General features: G+C 38.7%; 22 protein-coding genes. 8 read left to right on the plus strand and 14 right to left on the minus strand.

The annotated features are described in order from the left end of the window. Window positions 1-65 precede the first annotated feature (65 nt). From CBF35_RS03760 to CBF35_RS03770, 3 genes are all read right to left on the minus strand, one after another. Entirely contained in the window at window positions 66-1,673 is a 1,608-nt protein-coding gene (locus tag CBF35_RS03760; RefSeq protein WP_126778652.1) for an ATP-binding cassette domain-containing protein, read from the minus strand. 211 nt (window positions 1,674-1,884) lie between these two features. Further along, complete coding sequence (locus CBF35_RS03765; protein ID WP_126778653.1) at window positions 1,885-2,511, minus strand: DUF47 domain-containing protein; 627 nt, start codon at window positions 2,509-2,511, stop codon at window positions 1,885-1,887. Between the two features lie 28 nt (window positions 2,512-2,539). Next, window positions 2,540-3,520: an inorganic phosphate transporter gene (locus CBF35_RS03770; RefSeq protein WP_126778724.1), complete on the minus strand. Its 981-nt coding sequence runs from the start codon at window positions 3,518-3,520 to the stop codon at window positions 2,540-2,542. 271 nt (window positions 3,521-3,791) lie between these two features. Here CBF35_RS03770 and rpsT point away from each other — a divergent pair, with 271 nt between their 5' ends. Continuing rightward, a complete protein-coding gene (rpsT, locus tag CBF35_RS03775) occupies window positions 3,792-4,046 on the plus strand; it encodes a 30S ribosomal protein S20 (RefSeq protein ID WP_126778654.1) in 255 nt (84 codons plus the stop codon). An 85-nt stretch (window positions 4,047-4,131) separates the two neighbouring features. On the opposite strand, the gene holA is transcribed toward rpsT, so the two are convergent. From holA to CBF35_RS03795, 4 genes are all read right to left on the minus strand, one after another. Beyond that, window positions 4,132-5,163: a DNA polymerase III subunit delta gene (gene holA / locus CBF35_RS03780; protein WP_126778655.1), complete on the minus strand. Its 1,032-nt coding sequence runs from the start codon at window positions 5,161-5,163 to the stop codon at window positions 4,132-4,134. A gap of 97 nt (window positions 5,164-5,260) precedes the next feature. Continuing rightward, window positions 5,261-7,606: a DNA internalization-related competence protein ComEC/Rec2 gene (locus CBF35_RS03785; protein ID WP_126778656.1), complete on the minus strand. Its 2,346-nt coding sequence runs from the start codon at window positions 7,604-7,606 to the stop codon at window positions 5,261-5,263. Next, window positions 7,593-8,069, minus strand: a complete 477-nt coding sequence (locus CBF35_RS03790) for a ComE operon protein 2 (RefSeq protein WP_126778657.1) — start codon at window positions 8,067-8,069, stop codon at window positions 7,593-7,595. Before CBF35_RS03790 ends, CBF35_RS03785 begins: the two co-directional genes overlap by 14 nt. 108 nt (window positions 8,070-8,177) lie before the next feature. Continuing rightward, window positions 8,178-8,792: a helix-hairpin-helix domain-containing protein gene (locus CBF35_RS03795; RefSeq protein ID WP_126778658.1), complete on the minus strand. Its 615-nt coding sequence runs from the start codon at window positions 8,790-8,792 to the stop codon at window positions 8,178-8,180. Between the two features lie 181 nt (window positions 8,793-8,973). On the opposite strand from CBF35_RS03795, the gene CBF35_RS03800 reads away from it, so the two are divergent. Together CBF35_RS03800 and CBF35_RS03805 are read left to right on the plus strand one after the other, a co-directional pair. Further along, entirely contained in the window at window positions 8,974-9,522 is a 549-nt protein-coding gene (locus CBF35_RS03800) for a sigma-70 family RNA polymerase sigma factor (protein ID WP_126778659.1), read from the plus strand. After that, window positions 9,519-10,373, plus strand: coding sequence for a hypothetical protein (locus tag CBF35_RS03805; RefSeq protein ID WP_126778660.1), 855 nt, complete (start codon window positions 9,519-9,521; stop codon window positions 10,371-10,373). The genes CBF35_RS03800 and CBF35_RS03805 overlap by 4 nt, the downstream gene beginning before the upstream one ends. 129 nt (window positions 10,374-10,502) lie before the next feature. Here CBF35_RS03805 and CBF35_RS03810 read toward each other — a convergent pair whose 3' ends face one another. The 6 genes from CBF35_RS03810 to CBF35_RS03835 form a co-directional block, all read right to left on the minus strand. Then, on the minus strand, window positions 10,503-11,066 hold the full coding sequence (locus CBF35_RS03810; protein WP_244922557.1) for a CatB-related O-acetyltransferase: 564 nt from the start codon (window positions 11,064-11,066) through the stop codon (window positions 10,503-10,505). 189 nt (window positions 11,067-11,255) lie between these two features. Next, complete coding sequence (rpoE, locus tag CBF35_RS03815) at window positions 11,256-11,867, minus strand: DNA-directed RNA polymerase subunit delta (protein WP_126778661.1); 612 nt, start codon at window positions 11,865-11,867, stop codon at window positions 11,256-11,258. A gap of 95 nt (window positions 11,868-11,962) precedes the next feature. Continuing rightward, window positions 11,963-12,394, minus strand: a complete 432-nt coding sequence (locus CBF35_RS03820; RefSeq protein ID WP_126778662.1) for a YwiB family protein — start codon at window positions 12,392-12,394, stop codon at window positions 11,963-11,965. A 14-nt stretch (window positions 12,395-12,408) separates the two neighbouring features. After that, a complete protein-coding gene (locus CBF35_RS03825; RefSeq protein WP_126778663.1) occupies window positions 12,409-13,359 on the minus strand; it encodes a sugar-binding transcriptional regulator in 951 nt (316 codons plus the stop codon). Further along, window positions 13,360-14,343 (minus strand): alpha-ketoacid dehydrogenase subunit beta, encoded by a 984-nt coding sequence (locus CBF35_RS03830; RefSeq protein ID WP_126778664.1) that lies wholly within the window; start codon window positions 14,341-14,343, stop codon window positions 13,360-13,362. It lies immediately after the preceding gene. Then, window positions 14,321-15,346, minus strand: a complete 1,026-nt coding sequence (locus CBF35_RS03835) for a thiamine pyrophosphate-dependent dehydrogenase E1 component subunit alpha (RefSeq protein WP_126778665.1) — start codon at window positions 15,344-15,346, stop codon at window positions 14,321-14,323. Before CBF35_RS03835 ends, CBF35_RS03830 begins: the two co-directional genes overlap by 23 nt. Before the next feature lie 209 nt (window positions 15,347-15,555). Here CBF35_RS03835 and CBF35_RS03840 point away from each other — a divergent pair, with 209 nt between their 5' ends. The 3 genes from CBF35_RS03840 to yidA are packed head-to-tail and all read left to right on the plus strand — an operon-like array spanning window position 15,556 to window position 18,609. Continuing rightward, on the plus strand, window positions 15,556-16,422 hold the full coding sequence (locus CBF35_RS03840) for a lipoate--protein ligase family protein (RefSeq protein ID WP_170174706.1): 867 nt from the start codon (window positions 15,556-15,558) through the stop codon (window positions 16,420-16,422). A gap of 1 nt (window position 16,423) precedes the next feature. Then, entirely contained in the window at window positions 16,424-17,782 is a 1,359-nt protein-coding gene (locus tag CBF35_RS03845) for an HD domain-containing protein (RefSeq protein ID WP_126778667.1), read from the plus strand. A 20-nt stretch (window positions 17,783-17,802) separates the two neighbouring features. Then, window positions 17,803-18,609: a sugar-phosphatase gene (yidA, locus tag CBF35_RS03850; RefSeq protein WP_126778668.1), complete on the plus strand. Its 807-nt coding sequence runs from the start codon at window positions 17,803-17,805 to the stop codon at window positions 18,607-18,609. Window positions 18,610-18,632: 23 nt separating this feature from the next. Here yidA and CBF35_RS03855 read toward each other — a convergent pair whose 3' ends face one another. Beyond that, complete coding sequence (locus tag CBF35_RS03855; protein WP_126778669.1) at window positions 18,633-19,082, minus strand: NUDIX hydrolase; 450 nt, start codon at window positions 19,080-19,082, stop codon at window positions 18,633-18,635. A 149-nt stretch (window positions 19,083-19,231) separates the two neighbouring features. Here CBF35_RS03855 and gloA point away from each other — a divergent pair, with 149 nt between their 5' ends. Both gloA and CBF35_RS03865 read left to right on the plus strand, forming a co-directional pair. Further along, on the plus strand, window positions 19,232-19,606 hold the full coding sequence (gene gloA, locus CBF35_RS03860) for a lactoylglutathione lyase (RefSeq protein ID WP_126778670.1): 375 nt from the start codon (window positions 19,232-19,234) through the stop codon (window positions 19,604-19,606). 124 nt (window positions 19,607-19,730) lie between these two features. Continuing rightward, window positions 19,731-20,033, plus strand: coding sequence for a MerR family transcriptional regulator (locus CBF35_RS03865; RefSeq protein WP_126778671.1), 303 nt, complete (start codon window positions 19,731-19,733; stop codon window positions 20,031-20,033). The last annotated feature ends 46 nt before the right edge of the window (window positions 20,034-20,079 follow it).

Below are 20,079 nucleotides of genomic sequence, written 5' to 3' on the forward strand. Positions count from 1 at the left end.
GGCTTTCATTAGCAAGATTTAAAAATAATGTAAACAAAAAAGACAGATTACTCTGTCTTTTTTTGCTAAAGTTCAACTAATTTGCCATTAGTAATTTTCAAAACTTTCGTATAGTCTGTTAAATCAAGCTCATCTACTTGATGACTGACTTCAATTAAGGTTTGGGATAAACTTAATAATAATTGCCGAATATTAGCGGCTGTTTTTCGATCTAAATTGCCATAAATTTCATCAGCAACTAAAATTGGTCGTTGACGGATTAAGGCTCGCCCGATTTCCAAACGACGATTTTGGCCTCCCGACAGGTGACTGCCCCCTTCACCTACGGGATAAGCTAGGCCTTTCTCCGCTACTATTTCTTGTAACCCAGCTTTATTCAGAGTTTCTTCTAAAAGGTCTTCTTTAAAGGCCTCACCTAAGGTTAAGTTAAATTCAATCGTTTCATCAAAGATTTGTGACTCTTGAGGAATCACACCTAAAGCCTGAAGGAGAGTCTTTTCCTCACTAAAGGTCTGATTACCAAAGGTCAATGACCCTTGACTAATTGGGACTCGTCCTTGGAGTGCTTTCAAAAACGTGGTTTTGCCACTTCCTGAAGGACCAATAATTAATAGTTTGTCTCCTTGGTTAATGCTTAAATTGATTTCTTCTAAAATTACTTCTTCCCCATGAAAAAGGCTGACTTCTTTAAATGTTATCGGAAATAATTGAGGTGCCCTGTAATTGACTGAGTCTTGAACTAGGGCTTCTTCTTGTTCATACTTAAGTAACTTTTCCCGAATTAATTTAGTCGTCGCTAACTTATTCAAGCATTGAACTCCGACAGTTAAGGGATTAGCTATCCGGTCACTAGCAATAAAAATTGCGATTAATTGGCTCGTCTCTAGCCAATTTTCCAAAACGAAATAGCCCCCTACTAATAGTGGAATCAAACTACAAATATAGGATAAAGCGTAGGCACCTGTATTGATTTTGACTTGTAAGGTCACTAATTTGACAAAGTTATTCTCACTTCTAGCTAATTTCACTTTTAGTTTGTCTATGAAATAAGCCAAACGGCCATAGTTTAAAATCGTCTCTGTCCCTTTGATCGTTTCTGTTAATTCCTTAGTATAGCCTTGGTTCCCTTCAGTCCATCTCGCTGTTGTGGCTTCTAAAGTCTGATTAGTCAGCTTCGGCAAGATTAGCGGTAACAAGGCAAAACTAGTAAAGAGGATACCTAGTAAGAAATTATTGGCTGCAACGTAAATTATTGCAACACTAGACAATAAGAATGTTTGCAACATTTGCATGCTAGCCATGACGTAGTTTTGTTCTAACAACTTTAAATCATTTTGAATAAATGACAAGGTTTCAGAACTTTTTATGACTTGCTGAGCTTGCTTTTCCTGGACAAAATGTTGATAAGCTAGGCTTTTAGCTTTAATTGCCACATTGCGACTTAGCTTCGCTAAACTCCCTTGATAAAAAACACCAATGACTCCTAAGATGATAAAACCTACAATTCCTGAAACAACGGCAACAATTAACTGTTGAAATGAAGCAACTTCTAAGCTGTCAATAATATACTTTAAAGTCAGAGGTAATAAAATCCCTTCAAATGACATGAGCACCAATCCTAAAATACTAAGGAACGTGTATTTTTGGCCGCCAAAGCGGGTAAGCATTTTCATAGAATACTCCTTTTCCCTAACCCTTTGTGACTTTCCCTCAAAAACTGATTATTCTCACTGGCAAAGGTAAAAAAAAGAGCAGACTTTCATCTACTCTGACTAGCAACTATTTAACGCCAACATCCTTAAGCAACAACTTTACACCATAATTAAAGCACCTTTTTTCAAACAGTGCAACGGAAATCCCTTGGATCATCCACCTTTTTATTTCTTAATTATTTTTAATCACTAAGCCTGCCAAAACGTTAACGGCCTTCTCTGACATATCAATGACTTCTTCAAAGCGACGGTAAAGTTCTTTCCATTTAATGACTTCTAAGACGTCTTTTTCTTTAGAGAACAATTCTTTGACTAAGGTATTATAGAGAACATTTCCTCGTCCCTCAACGGTATTAACATGAATGATCATTTCTTTTAATTTTTTAGAATGCTTAAATTTTGAGAATTCTTGGGTTACAACAGCTAGTCCCGTAGTTGCTTCAACGATACAACTGACAATTTCAGTAGTTTTTGGACGCATCTCACTAATTAAAAAGTTATCGAACTGATAAGTAATCGCATTGATGCCATCTAAAACATCGTCAATTTGCTCAGTAATTAACATGATATCTTCTCGGTCAATTGGAGTAATAAAAGAGCGATCCAGTTCTAACATGATTTCATGAACAATTTCGTCGCCTTCATTTTCTAAACGGTGAATAATTTGCCCTTCCGCAACAACTTGCTCCAAGTGATAATCTTCGACAATTTTCAATAACTCTTGCCCTGCCTCCGCAGTTTTATCAGCTAATGCCACTAAGGCAGCAAAGTAATCAAAGCCTTTTTTCTTTCTTGCCATTTTATTTCCTCCTCTGTCTTCCTCTTACTTAAAAAATTGCTAAAAATATTTTTGCCATAAAGAAGGCAATCACGCCACAACCTGGGAAAGTTAACACCCAGGCTAAAACCATCTCTTTAACGATTTTCCAATCGACACTAGATAGTCGTTTAGCGGCGCCTACTCCCATAATTGCCGTAGTTTTTGTATGAGTTGTCGAAACTGGAATTCCAAAAAGAGAAGCGCCTAATAAACAAATAGCCGCACTCAAATCCGCAGCGAAGCCTTGGTATTTTTCTAACTTGACCATATCCATGCCGACGGATTTAATAATTCGCATGCCACCAACTGACGTTCCAAACCCCATTGTTAATGAGCAGAGAGCCATGACCCAAATTGGAATTACAAAACCACCTGAGGCACCGGCTTCCACTAAACCGTTATAAGACAGCCCTAGCATAAAGACCCCCATAAATTTTTGCCCGTCTTGAGCACCATGGAGAAACGCCATGGCTGCCGCCCCAAAGCCTTGACCGTAAGTAAAGAATTTATTGGCTTTGCGACGTTCCACATGCCAGAAAAACTTTTCGATAAATTTAACGACAAAATAACCACCAAAGAAACCAGCTAAGGTCGATAAGACTAGTCCAAAGAGCACTTTTGACCATTCCCCCATATTAACAGCCCCAAGTCCCCCTAAAGCCATGGCAGAGCCAGTTAAGCCAGCGATTAAGGCGTGACTCTCACTTGTGGGGATGCCAAAGTACCAAGCAGCAACTGACCAAACGACAATTGCAAACAAAGAAGCAGCTAAAGCCACTTGAGCCGAGTTTTTCGCCCCTTCAAACGTTACGATATTACTGATTGTTTCAGCTACTTGGGAGTTAATCATCGTCATGACTAAAGCCCCAAAAAAGTTCATGACTACTGCCATGCGAATCGCTGTTTTCGGGGTTAGGACCCGGGTTGAAATCGCCGTGGCAATTGCATTCGGCGCATCGGTCCAACCATTGACAAAGATGACTCCCATTACTAAGATGATTGTTACAACTAGAGCAATACTCACTTATCGACACCTGCCTATTCTATTAGTATATTCTTCTATATGATAACATATTTTTTAGAAAGTAACCCCTGCATTGAGAATGTTTTCACTAACTTTTCCACAAAGATAACAATAGTTTTTTACTGATATCCGATAAAAATATTGCAAACTCAAAAATCATTATGTATAATGGATAATGTTGAATTACGTTTAGTTTAGGCTTAGCGTAAATCCAAAGTTATCGGAGGTGAAATACATGCCAAATATTGAATCTGCTATCAAACGCGTACGTACAAGTGCAAAAACGAATGAACTTAGTTCTGGACAAATGAGCTCAATGCGTACTGCTATTAAAAAATTCGAACAAGCTTTAGAAGCTGGTGCAGATAACTCTGCTGAGTTATACAAAGTTGCTTCACGCGCTATTGATATGGCTGAAACAAAAGGTCTTATCCATAGAAACAAAGCAAACCGTGACAAATCACGTTTGTACGCTAAATTAGCTAAATAATAAACAAAACCTTAGTAACTGCAAAGCTTACTAGGTTTTTTTATTAGCTTAAAACAAAAAACAGAACCTTAAAGGTTCTGTTTTTTTATTTTCGGCTTAATTGCCCGTGTTTTAAAATAAACAATTCAAAAATTAGTTCTTTATCTAATTGACCAGTTTTAATGCGATAGTCATTATCAACTAATTCTAAGAAAGTTGTTTTCAATTGTTTTAAATCGAAATTGCGGACTTGTTGCATGGCTAACTTAACCCGGTAAGGATGAATTTTCAAGACATCTACGAGATTACTTTGTTGGTAACCACTGCTCAACATAATTTTAACTTGAAGCAATAGGCGAAACTGACTAATTAAAATTGCGTTGATCTTAATCGTTTCTTCCCCTTGAAGTAACAAGTCACGGTATAGACTTAAGGCTTCATCCGCTTTCCCAGCCATAACATACGTCACCATATCAAAAATATTATGATCTAAAGATTTCGGGACTAAGTTTTCAATCATCGGCTTCTGAATCTTTTTAGTTTCTGACGCATAGAGTAAGATTTTAGTCATCTCTCCCATGATTTTCGACAAGTCCATATCAGTTAGCCTGACTAACAAATCAAAGGCCTCTGGCGTGATCTCATAGCCCTCATTTTGGATATACTGCTGGGTGTAGTTGCGAACTTCTTTTTCTCCCATACTTTTGACGTCTAACAAAGTGGAAACTTTTTTTAAGAGTTTGACGACTTTTTTTCGTTCGTCTAATTTTTCATAAGGGCAATAGAAGACTAAAATTGTCGACTCTGAAGGATTTTCTAAGTAAGCGACTAATTCTCCAATATTATGATCTAGTCCGCCTTGCCGTTTTTCCCCTGTTAAAAAATACGGGTTCTCGATATTGACTAAACGATAGTCACCAAAAAAAGGAATGGTACTCGCTTCTTCGACAGCTAAGGAAAGGGTCGTATCATTCATATCATAGGTGGCAAAGTTTAATTCATCGTCTTCATCTTGAATAACTCGTCGGCTAATATCTCTTTTAACTATGTCACTCAAGAATTGTTCCTGACCTAAAACTAAATATACCGGTTGTAACTTGCCGTTATTAATCGCCTTTAAGGCTGTTTGTAAGCTCATTTTTATCCCCACACTTTACTATTTTACCTTGATTGGTAAAACAATCTATTTACTCTTTCTATCCTATCATTAGTTCTACTTTTTTCCTAGTGGCTCGCTACTTAATTTTCTTGATACGAGACAAGGCTTGACTAAAATCCGTCCACGTAAAATAAACCATACCGTTTAAATCTGTTCGGTAAATCTCAGAGCCACTTTGGGCTAAACGCTCTAAGGCTTCTTGATACGGATGGTTGAAACGATTATTAGCGCCTGCTGAGATCACACTAATGGTCGGTTGGACTGCTGCTAAAAATTCCGTTGTCGATGAGGTCCGACTGCCATGATGACCGACACTTAATATATCCGCAGTTAAGTCGTGGTACATCATAAGTAACTCCCTTTCCCCAGCAACTTCTAAATCCCCTGTGGTTAGAATCACTTGCTCTTTAATCACTAAGCGTAAAACTAAAGAATCATCATTCTCACCAGTCCCTCTGCGACGGGGAAATAAATTTTGGATGACTAAGCCTGATCTTTGCCAAACTTCCCCGCCAGTTAATTCAGTCACTTGTATCCCTTCCGCTAATTCCTCTACAACTTTAGCAAAATTAGCTTGGTCTGTCGTTCCAAAGGGATAGGCGACTTCTTTAATCACAAATTCTTGACTTAAAGGCAACAAATCACCGTAATGATCTTCGTGTCCATGAGTAATAAAGACTTTTTCCAAAGTTTTTACTCCCCGACTTCTTAAAAATGGGAAAAGAGTGTAATCACCATTACTGACTTTTTCTGTTCCTTGCCGCCAAGCTGGCTGGTCAAAAGTAATTAAGCCCCCTGTATCGATTAAGTAATTACCCCGTTGAAAGGGCAGCTGAATAAAGAGGGCATCTCCTTGCCCCACATCGACAAAAGCTAACATGCCTTGGGGATTGAAATATTTGACTGTTAAAGGCAAACACATGAGGACCACTAACAACCACTGCCTTTGAGGCCTATCTTGGCTTCGGCGAATTAACCAAACTAGACTAAGCAAGACACAGCTGACAACTAAAACGACTGGAATCTCCCCAGTAATAAAACTGCCCCACTTAATTAAACTGCTGCGGTAAATTAGTTGATCTAAAGCAATTAACAGTTGTTCTAAAAGGAGAAACTTAATAGTTGGCAACAGCAGACTAAGTAACAAACAACTGAACAAGGTTGGTAACAAGAAGGAACTAAATACTGGAATTAATAAGAGGGTTAATACAATCGACAAGAAATGCCATTGTTGAAAATGATAAGTAATTAGCGGTAAGGCTAACAAAGATAGACTCAAGCTAATCTTGATTTTCTGACCGCTCTTGCCCTGGCCTGTTGGGAATTTCTTAGTTAATAATAATAAATAACCACTCAAACCAAAGGATAATTGAGCACCGCCATTAAACAATAAATAGGGATTTAAAAACAATAAAACAATGACTACAAGACTCCAGCAATCTAAGGCGCTCAATTTGTTCCCCCACTTCAAATTACAACTTTTGAGGACTAAATAGCCAACACTGCGACTTACCCCAATGCCTTCCCCAGTTAAAATGAAAATGACTAGTAAGGCACTTACTTCTAGCCAAAAATAAGTTTCCAGACTAACCCCACAACGTAAACAGATGTAGCGCCAACTACCAATAAAAAAGAAGACATGCATGCCTGATATGCTAAATAAATGTAAGATGCCAATTTTCAATAAGGCAGGTTGATTTTCCCGAAATAGGTCATCTCTCACACCTAAAAAGAGGCTATTTAAATAGGAGCTACTCCGCGGTAAAAAACGACGATTAATATAATGACTTACCATTTGCCGAATGTTTCGTAAACCTTTTAAAGGATTTAAAGTGGTGATTTTTTGAATCTCAAGCATAGTTGTGACTTCCCCTTGAAAGTAAATCTTTTTTTCTTTCAAAAAACCTTGATAGTCAAAACCATGTAAATTACGGGGCCCTTGTGGCCGCTTAACTAGAACCTCTCCCGTTAAATAAAACTCCCCGACTTGGGCTTGATACCACTCCTGTTCTCTTTCCTCAGAGACTTGATAAACTAAGAGATATTTTTCCTTACTCTGACTATCCCGAGCGATGACTTGCAGTCGATCCCCTTTCATTTGCCAGTCTTTCGTTGTTGTCCTAAATCTTTTGACTACCCCTTCCCTCTCTACTGGTCGACTGGCAACTTTTTGTTCTTGATGTAAATAATAGCTACTTAAGACTGCTCCGCAACCAAACAACAAAAAACAACTCACCAAAAGGATGAGTTGTTTAGTTCGATAGACTCGGATTATAAATAAACCCCAAAGAATTAGTAACAGACCCTGACTTTGGCTTAAAAAAAGACCGATAGTCAGAGCTAAGGTGATTCCTAAGAAAAGATAATAACCGGCTAAATCAGTTAACTGGCCTTGATTTGCCTTGGTTTTAGTTTGTGTCATCTCCAAATGTAATGTCAGTAAAATACTGTTTTGAAAGGGTCACTTGAGCAACTTCCGCCCCATTATTTTTAATTAAATTCATGGCATAGTCGTCATTGCGATAATCAGACAAATAATGAATTTTTTTGATGCCTGCTTGTAAAATCATTTTCGTGCACTGCAAACAAGGAAAATGGGTCACGTAAATTTCAGCATTTTCAGTAGGCACGCCAAACTTGGCACATTGCAAAATCGCATTCATCTCCGCATGAATTGTCCGCACACAATGATTATCGACAACGTAACAGCCTTCATCGATACAGTGAACATCGCCACTTACCGAGCCATTATAACCACCCGCAATAATTCGCTTATCCCTAACGATTGTTGCCCCTACTGCTAACCGTGAACAAGTACTACGTAAAGATAATAAGACACTTTGTGCCATAAAATATTGATCCCAAGGTATTCTTTCAAAGGTCACACTTCATCCATCCCTTCAGCTTACTTTATTTTATTCATTGTAATCGTTTAAGGGAGTCAAATGCAATCTTTTTTATTTTGTCTTTTACTAACTTCTCCTTTTTTTATTTTAATAAGTAATCCCGGGCTTTAGTCGCTCCACGGTTTTTTGCCCAAAACCGTTCACTTTACTTAAATCTTCAAGGCTTTGAAAAGAGCCATGCTCTTCTCGGTAAGCAATAATCGCCTCAGCTTTAACTGCCCCAATCCCCGGGAGTTGCTGAAGTTCTGTTCGGTCAGCTCGATTGATGTTTACTAGCCCTGGCTGACTGTCAACTTCTGGACTTTGTGTGCCAGTTAAAGGGGCTGGTATTTCTTCACCAACCTTAGGTACATAGATTACCATCTGATCAACTAATAACTGAGCAAAATTTAGTTGGTCGGCATCGGCATCAGCTACTAACCCACCAGCTAGTTCTAGTCCCTCAATCAGTCGCGTGCCACTAGTAATCTCATACATTCCTGGTTTATTGACTGCCCCTTTAATATCAACATAATATGTTTCAGAGCTGGCGACGACTAACTGAGAACTGTCACTAGTCTCTTCCACTAAAATCTGAACTTCATGGTTTTCCCAGTCATTAGGCTTCAATAATTGCAGTATCAATAAAGTTGTCACGCTTACTAGACCTAGAGTCAATCCTAAAATAAGCACCATACTCCGCTCTTCCAACCAATCTTTCATTTTATTTCACCTCTTCTTAATTAACTTACGCTAAAAGGAACCATTTCATTATTTTCTTTGCTATGATTAACATAAATTACTATTTCAAGGAAAAAAGATACTTTTTTAACTAATTTCGGGATTCGTGATAGGAAATCCTTTTAGCTAACGTATATTAGTGTGAAGATTGGAGTTGAAAGAAATGACAAATGATGAACAGAAGTTAATCGCTTTAATTACCGCTAAAGATTTTCGGGGCTTAGAAGAGTTGATTGAACTTTTCGGGGCAGACATTTTACGAACTATTCAGTACATTTTAAACCACCCGGCTGAAAAAAGTTATATTGAAGACGTTCAAAATAAGGTCTTTTATCAGCTTTGGGAAGAGTTACCGACTTACGATGCTACTAAAAGCAGTTTAAAAACCTTTATCACTATTATTACGAAGCACCTTGCTTTAGATCAAAAACGCCAAATTATTCGCAACTTGAACATTGAGCCCATGGAAAATCCCGAAGCAAATGAGAGTTTTGAAGAAACTTACTTTGAAAAAAGCAATTTTTTACAATTACTCTCTAGCCTCTCTCTTGAGGATCAATTAATCTTTTTAAAATTTTATTACTATCAAGACAGTGTTATCAACATTGCTAAAGATTTAGCTTTATCTAAGGAAATTATTTACAATCGCTTATCTCGCGGGCGAAAAGCTTTAAAAGAACAGTTAATTAACGAAAGGGGAGAATTATCATGATGAATCAACACAATACATTTAAAGATGCTGTTGCCGATTTAAATTATCCGCTAGGAACTGTCATCGCTAAAGAGAAGGAAGATTTAACTCCTCGCCAAAAAAAGACCTTATTAACCCAAACTAAAATGTACATTCAATTGCAAGAAATCATTAAAAAAATCACCCCAGAATTAGCCCCAGCAGAAGAAATCATTGGCTACATGCCTTTTACTAACGAGGCTAACTCCGGCATGGGGACTAGTGGAATCATGGGGATGACGTATGTCACAACCCCTGAAGCGAAAAACTATCGAGATAACTTTCTTGATTTACGGGGCAATCGCTTGATGATTTTCACACAAGAACGGATGATTTTTATGGTTATCATCGACTTTCTTGAAACTCAAAGCTTTTTCAGTCATCCTTATGAAAGCATTGATGGCATCCGTTTTGAAAAACATCAAGTGGGCTACTTTGACTGGGATAATCGTAAATTCTTGCCTAAACGGAAAAAATTAAACTGGTATACATTAGACTTCCAAGCCGGCAAAAATGTTTTCACCGAAATCTTACAAGAAAAAGAGGCCCAACAATTCGCTAGTTACTTGACTGATATTCCGAAATTAAAGGCTGTGACAACGGATAATCGGACTCATCGGAAAAACCTTTTTGACTATCTCTTCAGTAATACCCACTTAGCTTATAACTTATTTAACGGCTTCTTCATCCTTTTAATTGCTAGTTTGCTCATTTACTTCGCCTACCTTGTTTTAACTGGTAAAACTAATATTATTGAATGGATTAAAGAGATGAATAAGATTAATGCAGGAACAAGTTCATTGATGATAGTGTTAAAAAACTTAATTTCTTGATCAAAAAATCAGGTCTAGCTCATGAGCTAAACCTGATTTTTAATTGTTTTTAGTTTGATAAAAGTCATACAACCCTTGAATATTATTACTTGCTAGTAGATGTAAGCTTTGTTCAATCTCTTTTCGTGGCTAATCAAACCAGCGCATTTCTAACAACTGGTTTCGCTCCTCTTTTGAGAAACGTTGTTTAATCACTTTAGCTGGATTGCCACCAACTACTGTGTAATCAGGAACATCACTAAAAACGACTGATCCAGCTGCCACAATCGCCACATGACCAATCCTAACACCAGGCATAATTAAGGCATTCATTCCTAACCAAGCATCACTTTCAATCCGAGTATCCCCTTTTGGCTCGTAGGATTCAGAGATTGTTTCAGCAAACGGATAGACTGTGACCCAATCCCCTCGATGGTTATGGTTGCCCCCCATCAAAATAACGACACCACTAGCGATACAGACATAGTTCCCGACAATTAATCGATCTAAGTGCCAGCCTTGCTCAACTTCCGGATTAAAAAGGCGCCGTGATGCTTCGTCTCCCCACAAATAACGAACACAGCCATCTTCAAAACTAGTCTGACTGTAATAGCCTGAGTAATAAGAATACTCGCCAACAGTAATTAAGGGGTTCGTAACTAATTCTTTTAGATATTTCGTTTCTGACCAATGCTTAAATTCTTGCTTTGCCATTTTCCACACTCCTAAGTTTTATTTCTTGACTTAGAAGTGCCCTTGCCACGCGACAGCCTTAAACCTCAATAGACGTCTAATCATTTTTATCATCCTTTACATCTCTTTTACTCAAGAGTTTAACAAGTTTCCTGACTTTTTGTCAAATAAAAAAGAACTAACCTTAAAGGTCAGTTCTTTTATTATTTTTTAAAGCTCTTCTTCTTCGTCTTCATCGTCAACATAATCAAGATCATCTTCATCAACAATCGTTAATTCGTCTTCAACACCTTCAGGAACATCTTCCTCGTCAATGTCGTCAGCACCAATTTCCGATAAATCTTTATTATATTCAGCGATTTCTTCATCTTCTTCATCTTCTTCGTCATCGATATAGTCGTCTTCATCGTCGTCAACTAAATCAGCATCTTCAGGATCATCATCGTTATAATCAATTGCGTTTTCATCGTCCATATCTAAGAATGCATTAACTTTTTTACGCTTCTTACGACGTGGCTTGTCTTCGTCTTCATCGTCACCGATGTGAGAGACTTCTTCGTCAATTGAGTCGATTGGATACCATGAGCGCAAGCCCCAACGGTTTTCCCCTAAAGAAATAAAACTACCATCAAGATTTAAATCTGTATAAAATTGAGGTAATCTTTCACGAATATCACTATCCGCTTTACCTAAGTAATTTTGAATTTGGTTAACTAAGTCTGAAAACTCCATGACATCTCCATGTTGCTCTAAAATTGCGTAAGCAACTTCTAGCATTGATAATTCATCCTTGTTAATACCTTCAAAAGCTTTTATTTCCAAACGGCACACGTCCTTTCACAGTCTACTCCTTATCATACAATAAATTGGTCACAAAAAGCAATGAAAACTTACTTTTTAAAGGCAAATATTAGCCTTTAAGCCGTAAATTGCAGGCGTAAATGATAAACACCTAGCTTTTCTTCACCGGCAAACAAATCGTAATCAATCGAAATTTTACCAGAAGTTGGATTATCAGCTAAAGAGACACGTAAGTTATTAGTGAATGTGTAAATTTCCATTACTCCATAAGGCGTACGGTAATTCGTGTGATTTTTTTCTTGATAATTAAAAGTCAACCGGGTCCGTTGTTGGGCTGCTCGAATCAAATGAATACTCCCATCTGCTTCGATTTTAATCGTTACTGGCACTTCTTTTTCGCCATCAACACTAGGCTCGGCATATCTTAAATACAAAGTCGTTCCCATTTTTACTAATTGACCTGGGACATCAAAAAAATGTTCCTGTTTATCATCATTTTGAAAGACTTCTGTTTGTAACTGAATTTGAATCGGCGTTCCATTTTTCACCTGTCAAGACTCCTTTATCTTTCCATTTTAATTAATGCTTCGGCAATGTCACTATCAACAATCATGGCAGTGACACCCTGGCCTTTCAATAAAGACTGAATACTAACAGCTTTTTCCTGACCAGTTCCAATGACTAAGACTTCTTTAATCCTTGAAAGTTCTTCGACTTTCAAGCCAATCATTCGTTTAGTAATAATATTGTCAACTGTTTGACCATTTTTGTCAAATAAAGAAGCTACGCCATCGCCAACAATGTCTGAAGCAATGACTTGTCCTTGGCTAAAGTAGCCTAAGTTTTGCCAAGTTGAATGTTCTTGGGGATTCCCTACACCAATAATCGCTAAATCAACCTCTCGGGCTGCCCCTAAGGCATTTGCCACTAGTTGACTGGCGTTTAAAGCCTCTGCCAAGGCTTGGCTTTCTGCTAACGCGGGGGCGTAAAAGTAACTACAACGACTGCCTAACTTTTCAGCTAACCGAAAAACGAGATGATTCGTATCATAAAAGACATGCTCACTGGCTACTCCGCCAACTAAGGGCCGGACTACCATCTTTTCAGTAGTGACATAAGGCATTGCCTCAATTACAGCAGCAAGAGTCGTCCCCCAAGACAAACCAATCGATTGAATCCGAGGTAATTGTTCAACTAGCCAACTAGCACTTGCTTGAGCGACCCGCTGTTGCAAGGCATCAACGGATTCTTGGCGATCTTTTTTTACTGGAATTACAAGGACATCATTTAAGTGGTAGCGTTTTTGTAAAATCAGTGCCTGATCAACTCTCAAAGCATCCTCATCATTAATATGAATTTTAACGATTCCATCTGCTCGGGCAGTTTGCAAGAGTTTTGAAATAACTGGTCGGGAGACCCCAAGTTGTTTTGCGATTACGGCTTGGGTCAAGCCTTGATTATAATAAAGACTGACGACTTTTAAGAGTTTCCGGCGCTCTTCCGTTAACTTCATTTAATTGTCCTCCATCAGTTCCCGAGCAGCTTGAACTAGCTCCTCTACTTGGGGAATTGCTAATCGCTCTAACTCTACAGCCACAGGCATGGGAACTTCCACCCCACCTAAACGTTTTATCGGTTTCAACAACTGATAGAAGAGCTGACTTTCAGCAATCATAGCAGCTAATTCACTGGCAAAACTCCCTCGTTTGACAGCTTCTGTTACGATTAATAAGCGTTTCGTTTGGCTGACACTTTTGGTGATTGTCTCTAAATCTAATGGCACTAAAGTTCTCGGGTCAATGACCTCAACTGAGATTCCTTCTTCTAAAAGTAAGGCTCGGGCTGCCAAGGCTTTACTAACCATTATCCCTGTAGCAACGATCGTGATATCTCTGCCTTGAGCTTTGATGGCTGCTTGGCCTAAAGGAATCTGATAACTTTCTTCTGGCACTTCCTCAAGTAAGGGATAACACAATTTATGCTCATAAAAAATCACTGGGTTATTATCAGCAATAGCAGCTAAAAGTAACCCTTTCGCATCGTAAGCACTACTCGGTTGTACTACTTTGACCCCAGGAATATGAACAAGCCAACTTTCTAAACTTTGGGAATGTTGGGCACCTGCTCCTGTTCCTGAGCCAGCAGCTAAACGAATCACTAGAGGTACAGCAACTTGTCCGCCAGACATATAGCGCATTTTCGCCCCTTGATTAACTAATTGATCCATGCCAATCGTAATAAAATCGGAAAATTGAATTTCAACAATTGGTCGCATCCCAGTCATAGCTGAGCCGACAGCGGTCCCTAAAATCGCACTCTCAGAAATCGGTGTTGAACGAATTCGCCCTTTACCATATTTGGCTTCTAAGCCTTTCGTAGCGCCAAACCCGCCGCCGTAAATGCCAATATCTTCCCCCATTAGAAAGACTTTTTCATCAGCTGCTAAAGCACTATCTAACCCTTCATTAATACTTTCAAGATAAGTTAATCTTCTCATAATGATACTCCTCACTTGCGTAAACATCGGTCATTAAATCCGCAGCTGTTGGTCGTGGCTCACTTTTAACGACTTTGATCAGCTCTTCTATGATCTCTGCTTCTACTTGAATTAGCTCAGTAATTTCCGTAGCCGTGATAATTTTTGCTTGGCGTAAACGGGTCTCAAAATTCTTGATAGGGTCAAACTTTTCCGCCCACAACGTTTCCTCAGTTTGACTGCGATACGCCCGTTTATCTGATTTTGAATGACCCCTTTGGCGATAAGTTAAAGCTTCAATTAACGTCGGCCCCAAACCTTGGCGGGCATCTGCCACAGCCTTCTGCGTAACATCATAAACTGCTAAGACATCATTGCCATCAATGGTAATGCCTGGCATACCATAGCTTTGGCTACGAGTTGACAGCTCTTTAATTTTAACCATTTCTTGAATAGCGGAACTCATACCGTACTGATTGTTTTCAATCAAAAAAATAACTGGCAATTGCCAAATTGCCGCTAAGTTCAGCGCTTCGTGGAAACTGCCTTCATTAGTAGCCCCGTCACCGCTGTAACAAAGGACCACATCTTGGGTTCCTTGGAGCTGAGCTGATAAGGCGGCACCAGTAGCAATCGGGAAATTACCACCAACAATGCCATTTCCACCTAGATTGCCGACAGCTTGTTCAGCAATATGCATACTCCCCCCTTTGCCTTGATTTGTTCCCGTTTTACGGCCAAGAATTTCAGCATACATTTTTTGCATATTCGTGCCCTTGGCTAGAGCATGGCCGTGATTGCGATGGGTTGAGGTAATCCAATCGCCCTTACTTAACGCTAAAGCTGATCCAACTGCCGTTCCTTCTTGGCCAATGCATAAGTGCATCGTGCCATGAATTTCCCCAGCTGCGTATAATCTTTCTAAACTTTCTTCAAATAAACGAATCCGCCACATCTCTCTTAACAGTTGAATTAACTCATTTGCTGATAATTGACTGTCTCTAATCCCTTTGTCCCCAAGCATTTAGCAACCTCCCCTTACATTTGTTCGACTCTCGGTCATTTGTAAACATTTTAAGTCTTTTAGTAGTTGAAAGCAAGTAAAAAAACTCTAGGAATTGATGAAAGAATCATGATAGCACAGCATTATTGTCACACTTTATTTCTAAATCAGCTATAATGGTCTTAGATAGTAACCAATCCGATACTTACGATAGAAAGATGATGATCTCAATGACCCTTACACAAACTGTTTTTAATCAGGAAAGCATAACTTTCTTTGATCAAGGGCAAGTTGCCCAAACAGCTAATAATTTTACACCTTTTGCTTACACTGATCTCTTAACTCATTTGGTGACTGACAAACCTCAGTCCTTTATTCATTTTTGGGAGTTTGAAAAAACGGTTATTTTAGGCATGAAAGACACCCGTGTCCCTAACTTACCGACAGCTTTAAAAACTTTGAAAACCGCTAATTTTAACTACTTAGCCCGTAATTCTGGCGGCTTAGCCGTTGTCTCAGACAGAGGCATCTTAAACTTCTCAATTGTCTTTCCTAACTTAGCGGAAAATCCCATCGCCATTGAGGATGCTTACGAATTAATGACTGACGTGATTCAACGGGCCTTTGGGGACTTCTCCGTGACAATTACGGCGAAAGAAATTTCTAACTCATATTGCCCTGGCGACTACGATTTAAGTATTAAGGGCCAAAAATTTGCCGGAACTGCTCAACGTCGTATCCGTCAAGGGATTGCGGTTATGGTTTACTTAAGTGTCAACGGTGATCAACACGGTCGGGGAGAATTGATTCGTGATTTCTACCACGCCGGCTTAAAAGAAGACTTTGGCAATAATGGCTACCCACCAGTTGAGCCTGAAGCCATGGCAAATCTTAGTGACCTTCTAGGAGTTGACTTATCCGTAGCTGATGTTAAGGAACGAATTTTACAAGTCTTTCAAAAAGATTTTTCAGCTGATTTACGCCAATCTGACTTTCCTAGTTACTTAGAAACTGAAAACTTATTTCCTGAATTTGAACAACACTTAGCCAAAATGACTCGTCGCAACAGCGATATTATGGAAGTCGAGGTACTTTAACATGACTAAACTATACAAAGAACAACTATTACCGATTGAAAAAGTTTTTCGTGACCCAGTCCATGACTATATTCACATCCAACATCAAGTTATTCTTGATTTAATTAATTCGAAAGAATTCCAACGTCTACGACGAATCAAACAACTAGGAACGACTTCTTTTACTTTCCATGGCGGTGAACATAGTCGTTTTGGTCATTCTCTAGGAGTCTATGAAATTACTAGACGAATTTGTGATTTGTTTCAACGGAACTACTCAATTGAAACTGACCCTGAAAATGGTTGGGATGATCGTGAACGCCTCGTCGCCCTTTGCGCTGCTTTACTTCACGATGTCGGTCACGGCCCTTATTCCCATACCTTCGAGGGAATTTTCAATACTAATCACGAAGAAATTACTGTGAAAATCATCACTTCCCCAGAAACAGAAATTTTTCATATCTTAAACCGCGTGGAAGATGGTTTTCCTGAAAAAGTCGCTAGTGTGATTCGTAAAGACTATGCCAATCCTCAAGTAGTCCAAATGATTTCTAGTCAAATTGACGCTGACCGTATGGATTACTTACTACGTGATGCCTATTTTACTGGAACGGAGTATGGCACCTTTGATTTAACCCGGATTTTACGTGTCATTCGTCCTTACAAAGAAGGCATCGCCTTTTCAACTAATGGTATGCATGCCGTGGAAGACTATGTTGTCAGTCGCTACCAAATGTACATGCAAATCTATTTCCACCCAGTTTCTCGGGGAATGGAAGTTATTTTAGACCATCTCTTAAAACGGGGAACCTTTCTTTATCAAACCGATCCCAATTATTACGCTGGTCAATGTCGTTTATTAGCACCTTTCTTTGACAATACGTATACCTTAGACGATTACTTAAAACTTGATGATGGGGTTTTAAACACTTACTTCACCTTATGGACGGAAGATAAGGACCCAATTTTAAGTGACTTGGCTACTCGCTTTATGAACCGGAAGCCCTTAAAATCAGCCCGTTTCAATCCAGAGAAGGATCAAAAATTACTGGGAGAGCTCAAAGAAATCATTGAAAAAACTGGCTATAATTCAACTTACTATACCGCCGTCAATACGAGTTATGATTTGCCTTATGACTTTTACCGACCAGAACAAGCTAGCCATCGGACTCAGATTGAACTAATCGAAAAAGATGGTACCTTGATTGAACTTTCCCAAGCTAGTGACTTAGTAGCCGCTTTAGCTGGTCAAACCCATGGGGATGAGCGCTTTTTCTTCCCGAAAGAGATGCTAGCTACGGAAAGTCTGAACTTGTTTACTGAAAACTTAACTCAATTTACTAACTACATTCACAATGGGGAATTAATTTCTCCTAACTAACTGAAAAAGGAGCTTTTATTTTGTCTATTAAACTAATCGCTATTGATATTGATGGCACACTTATTGATTCAAATCACCAACTATCACCAGAGGTCAGTCGCGTCTTACAAGCCAAAAGTGCTGAAGGCGTTAAAATCGTCTTATGTTCTGGCAGACCGATTATCGGCATGACCCCATTTGTTGAAGAACTTGGACTAATGGCGGAAAAACAATATACGATTGGGTACAACGGTTCCCTTGTCCAACATAATGGGGATTTAGAAGTCTTAGTTAACCACACTTTAAACTACAGTGATTTCGAAAAAATAGAAGCACTCAGTCAAGAGATTCAAGTCAAGATGCACACCCTTGACTTAGAAAAAATTTATACTCCTAATAAGGAAATTAGCGAGTTTACGGTTTATGAATCTTATGCAACAGGGGTCCCTTTGACTTATTGCGCAACTGAAGACATGCCTCGAGACATGATTATTAGTAAAATGATGCTCTGTGAAAAACCTGAAATTTTAGCTGCAGCAATCAAAAAAATCCCTCAAAGCTTCTTTGAAGACTATCATCTCATTCATAGCATGCCCTTCTTCTTTGAAGTCTTGAATAAAGCGGCTAGTAAAGGGAATGCACTTCGGGACTTAACTAAGCTCTTAGGAATTAAACCTAGTGAAGTTATGGCGATTGGTGATAATGAAAATGACTTAGATATGTTAGAATTTGCTGGCATTGGTGTTGCTATGGGGAATGGTACACCGAACGTTAAAGCCATTGCTGACGTTATTACTAAATCAAATGACGAAAACGGTGTGGCCTATGCCGTAGAAACTTGGGCATAGAAAAAACCTTAGGAATTTTTTTCCTAAGGTTTTTGTTTTTTTAACCATTCTTCAACAGCCCATTTATGACTGCCGCGTTTAAGCTTAGTAATTGCTTCGGCTACTGGGAACCACTTGATTTGATTGAAGGCTTCTAAGGGCTCTCCTTTGACGCGCCAATTTTTAGCAGAGAAGAAATAACCTGGATGATAATAGTAAGTGTCCCGATGGCGAGAATAAAAGTATTCATCTCCTTGGCCAAGATAGTCGCCAATCTCAGCTTCAAAACCTAATTCTTCAAAAATCTCCCGGTGAACTGCTTCTTCTTTAGTTTCTTGTCCTTCGATTTCACCACCAGGTAAAAAATAGGCTCCGTTTGGTGCTTGCACTAAAATTATTTCTTCTGCTGAGGCATCAGCTATGACGATATATGCGCCGTAGCGGGGTACATAGTTAACCTCTTCTTTAACACCAAAGACTGGAATGTTTGTCATCTGCTTTAATTCCCTTCATTTTCTTTCTATTTTACGGTACTTTCAACTAACCTGCAATATAAATCATTTTTAAACAGCAAACTAGATTGCCTGGAAAGTTTTGTGCTAGAATAGATATGTAAGTATAATTCTGAAAGGATGATTACATCATGAAAATGGCACATACTTGTGTTCGTGTTAAGGATTTAGAAGCTTCCTTAGATTTTTATCAAAAAGCTTTTGACTTTGTCGAGTCACGTCGCCGTGATTTCCCGGAAAATAAGTTCACCTTAGTTTACTTAACTTTACCAGGTGATCCCTACGAGTTAGAACTGACCTACAATTACGACCACCCTGGTTACGACTTAGGTGATGGTTATGGTCATATTGCGATTTCCGTGCCTGATTTAGAAGGGCTTCACGCTAAACAAAAAGCAGCTGGCTTTAATGTCACTGACTTAAAAGCTTTACCTGGAGTACCACCTTCATATTTCTTCGTCGTTGATCCTGATGGCTATAAAATTGAAGTTATTCGTGAAAAGTAACAACATTAAAAACGGTTAGGGACAAATTGTCCCTAACTTTTTTTTATTCTTAAGCTCTTTTCCCACTTGACTCTTACACTATGTCAGGCTTTAAAGTATAATTAATTAATAAGGGAGGGATTAGATGTTCAAAATAGGCGATTTTTCACGATTGTCAACTATTAGTATTCGAATGTTACGTTATTTTGATCAAGTTGGCCTATTGAAACCCCTTCACGTCAATCCTACTAACGGTTATCGCTACTATGGCAGTGGACAATTAGCAGTGGCAAATACTATTAAACAGCTACAAAATTTCGGCTTTTCTTTAAGTCAGATTAACGAGTTATTAACTAATAAAACCTCTAAAAGTATGGCAGAGGCTTTAGACTCTCAACTAGACTTGATTGAAAAAAACTTGCGGAACTGCATACTCAAGCTACTTTAATCAAAAATGCTAAAATAACTTTAGCCCAAAAGGCTCCTCTTAAAAA

This window comes from Vagococcus salmoninarum, from assembly GCF_003987495.1.
Classification (GTDB): domain Bacteria; phylum Bacillota; class Bacilli; order Lactobacillales; family Vagococcaceae; genus Vagococcus_D; species Vagococcus_D salmoninarum.

Coding starts and splice junctions, on each gene's coding strand:
- CBF35_RS03760 (WP_126778652.1), bottom strand. CDS start 1,673: ATGAAAATGCTTACCCGCTTTGGCGGCCAAAAATACACGTTCCTTAGT.
- CBF35_RS03765 (WP_126778653.1), bottom strand. CDS start 2,511: ATGGCAAGAAAGAAAAAAGGCTTTGATTACTTTGCTGCCTTAGTGGCA.
- CBF35_RS03770 (WP_126778724.1), bottom strand. CDS start 3,520: ATGGGAGTCATCTTTGTCAATGGTTGGACCGATGCGCCGAATGCAATT.
- rpsT (WP_126778654.1), top strand. CDS start 3,792: ATGCCAAATATTGAATCTGCTATCAAACGCGTACGTACAAGTGCAAAA.
- holA (WP_126778655.1), bottom strand. CDS start 5,163: ATGAGCTTACAAACAGCCTTAAAGGCGATTAATAACGGCAAGTTACAA.
- CBF35_RS03785 (WP_126778656.1), bottom strand. CDS start 7,606: ATGACACAAACTAAAACCAAGGCAAATCAAGGCCAGTTAACTGATTTA.
- CBF35_RS03795 (WP_126778658.1), bottom strand. CDS start 8,792: ATGAAAGATTGGTTGGAAGAGCGGAGTATGGTGCTTATTTTAGGATTG.
- CBF35_RS03800 (WP_126778659.1), top strand. CDS start 8,974: ATGACAAATGATGAACAGAAGTTAATCGCTTTAATTACCGCTAAAGAT.
- CBF35_RS03805 (WP_126778660.1), top strand. CDS start 9,519: ATGATGAATCAACACAATACATTTAAAGATGCTGTTGCCGATTTAAAT.
- CBF35_RS03810 (WP_244922557.1), bottom strand. CDS start 11,066: ATGGCAAAGCAAGAATTTAAGCATTGGTCAGAAACGAAATATCTAAAA.
- CBF35_RS03825 (WP_126778663.1), bottom strand. CDS start 13,359: ATGAAGTTAACGGAAGAGCGCCGGAAACTCTTAAAAGTCGTCAGTCTT.
- CBF35_RS03830 (WP_126778664.1), bottom strand. CDS start 14,343: ATGAGAAGATTAACTTATCTTGAAAGTATTAATGAAGGGTTAGATAGT.
- CBF35_RS03835 (WP_126778665.1), bottom strand. CDS start 15,346: ATGCTTGGGGACAAAGGGATTAGAGACAGTCAATTATCAGCAAATGAG.
- CBF35_RS03840 (WP_170174706.1), top strand. CDS start 15,556: ATGACCCTTACACAAACTGTTTTTAATCAGGAAAGCATAACTTTCTTT.
- CBF35_RS03845 (WP_126778667.1), top strand. CDS start 16,424: ATGACTAAACTATACAAAGAACAACTATTACCGATTGAAAAAGTTTTT.
- CBF35_RS03855 (WP_126778669.1), bottom strand. CDS start 19,082: ATGACAAACATTCCAGTCTTTGGTGTTAAAGAAGAGGTTAACTATGTA.
- gloA (WP_126778670.1), top strand. CDS start 19,232: ATGAAAATGGCACATACTTGTGTTCGTGTTAAGGATTTAGAAGCTTCC.
- CBF35_RS03865 (WP_126778671.1), top strand. CDS start 19,731: ATGTTCAAAATAGGCGATTTTTCACGATTGTCAACTATTAGTATTCGA.